The sequence below is a fragment of the Aeromonas sp. HMWF014 genome, from assembly GCF_963878295.1.
Taxonomy (GTDB): Bacteria; Pseudomonadota; Gammaproteobacteria; order Enterobacterales; family Aeromonadaceae; genus Aeromonas; species Aeromonas popoffii.
This window is the reverse complement of the sequence record NZ_CAWNYS010000337.1, coordinates 1-1,821: the sequence shown is the minus strand read 5'-3', so window position 1 is coordinate 1,821 and position 1,821 is coordinate 1. Positions and strand designations below refer to the sequence as shown.

At 67.1% G+C, this 1,821-nt stretch carries 2 protein-coding genes; both read left to right on the top strand.

What is annotated here, in order from left to right; genetic code table 11:
- On the top strand, positions 1 to 638 hold a 638-nt coding region (locus AAC083_RS14190), incomplete at its 5' end, for a tetratricopeptide repeat protein (RefSeq protein WP_146181679.1).
- The coding region (locus AAC083_RS14185; protein WP_181364761.1) for a BatD family protein at positions 632 to 1,821 on the top strand (1,190 nt) is incomplete at its 3' end. The genes AAC083_RS14190 and AAC083_RS14185, both read left to right, overlap by 7 nt.

Genomic DNA, 1,821 nt, shown 5'->3' with positions numbered 1-1,821 from the left:
ATCTGGGCCCCTGGTTGCTGCTGCCCCTGCTGCCCCTGGCCCTGCTGGCCCGCGTCGGCACGCTCTGGCTGCTTCTGCTGGCCGCAGGCACTGTCCTCTTCAGTCCACCTCCCTTGCAGGCCAGCCCAGCCTCCGCGTTATCCACGCAGGAGAGCCAGGCCTGGCAAGCGTTCCAGCAGGGGCACTATCTGGCAGCGGCTCGCCGCTTCCAGGACCCCGTCTGGCAGGGGAATGCCTGGTACAGAGCCGGTGACTACGCCCGGGCCGTCGCCGCCTACACCCGTGCCAACAGTGCAACCGCCCACTACAACCGGGGCAATGCGCTGGTACAGCTCGGGGAGCTTGCCGCCGCCGAGCAAGCTTATCTGGCAGCGCTGGCGCTAGAGCCCGGCCACCAGGATGCACTCTATAACCTCGCGCTGCTGCGAGCCCAGCCGCCCCAGGCCAGCCCGGCTGCGCAAGATCCCAAGCCCATCGACGCCCCCGAGCAGGCCACCACCCCGGACGCGCCGCTGCCGCCAGCCCCCCCTGTGGTGCTGCTGGAGCAGAGGCTGCGCAAGGAGGCCGAGCGTCGTCAGCTCAAGGAAGAGGTGAAAGGCACCTGGAATAGAGCACTGAAAGGGGATGACACCTGGTGAAAATCAATCCTCTGCTGTGTTTGCTGCCTTGCTGGCTGCTGCTCTGCCTGCTTTCAACCCCTGCGCTGGCCGCGCCGCCAAGGGCAGAGCTGTTGCCGGGGGCCGACAGCCGTGACTGGCTGCTGATCATAGAGGCGGACGGGGAGCGCCAGAGCAACGAACTCGTCATCGCCCCCCTGCTGCGCCAGTTTGCAGTGGGCAAGGTGACCATGAGCCTGGTCACCACTCCCGTGCACAGCCTGACCCGCTGGCAGATCCCGCTGCACACCCTGGATGCGAGCCCCGAGGTTGTGCCCTCCCTATCACTTGGGCAGGAGCAGACTCCAGCCTTGCCCCTGCCGCTGCGCCGCCAGGCGGGCACACTGGTAGCGCAACCCAGCCAGGCCATCTCCCCCATAGAGCTGCAGGCCAGGGTGCTGCATCAGGGGCCGCTTTATCCGGGCCAACCCTTCATCTATCAGCTCAGCCTCTGGTTGCCCGCCAACATGGAGGCCCCCAACCTCACAGAGCCAGCCAGCGACGCCTTCACCATTCGCCGCCTGGGCGAGGATCAGTGGCAGGCCCCGGCAGGGTCGGGACTACCGGGCCGGCTGACCCGCAACTGGCTGCTGCAGGCCAGAGAGCCCGGGCTACATCCGCTGGTATCGCCGCGTTTTCAGGGCCGTCTGCCCCAGGATAACGGCACCAGTGACCCCCTCTCGGCCAGAGCGGACACCCTGTTTGTGAAAATCGACCTGGCGCCGCAGCAACCAGTGGCCAGCCAGTTGACCCTGAGCCAGCAGTTAAGCCCGGCCTCGGGTGCCAGGGTGGGAGAGCCGGTGATCCGCACCCTGACGCTGGTGATGGAAGGGGGCGATGGCAACCGGCTCACCCTGCCCAAGCTCACCGGGCCCTCACCCCTGCCCGCCGCAATGGCGGCAAGACCGGATGGAGAACAGCAGCAGGAGCGCTTTCTCGCCAAGGGAGTGCTGCGCTTCGAGCGCCAGTGGCGTCAGGCCTTGACGGCCACAGCGCCAGGCGACTACCTGTTGCCAGCCATCACGCTGCCCTGGTTCAACACCCGGAGCGGGCGCATCGAATACGCCCGTCTGCCCGCCACCCCGCTGCGCATCGAGGCAGTCACACCGACACAGGAAGCCTTCACCGGACCAAACCATGAGAGCCTTTACTTGGTGATCTGGGC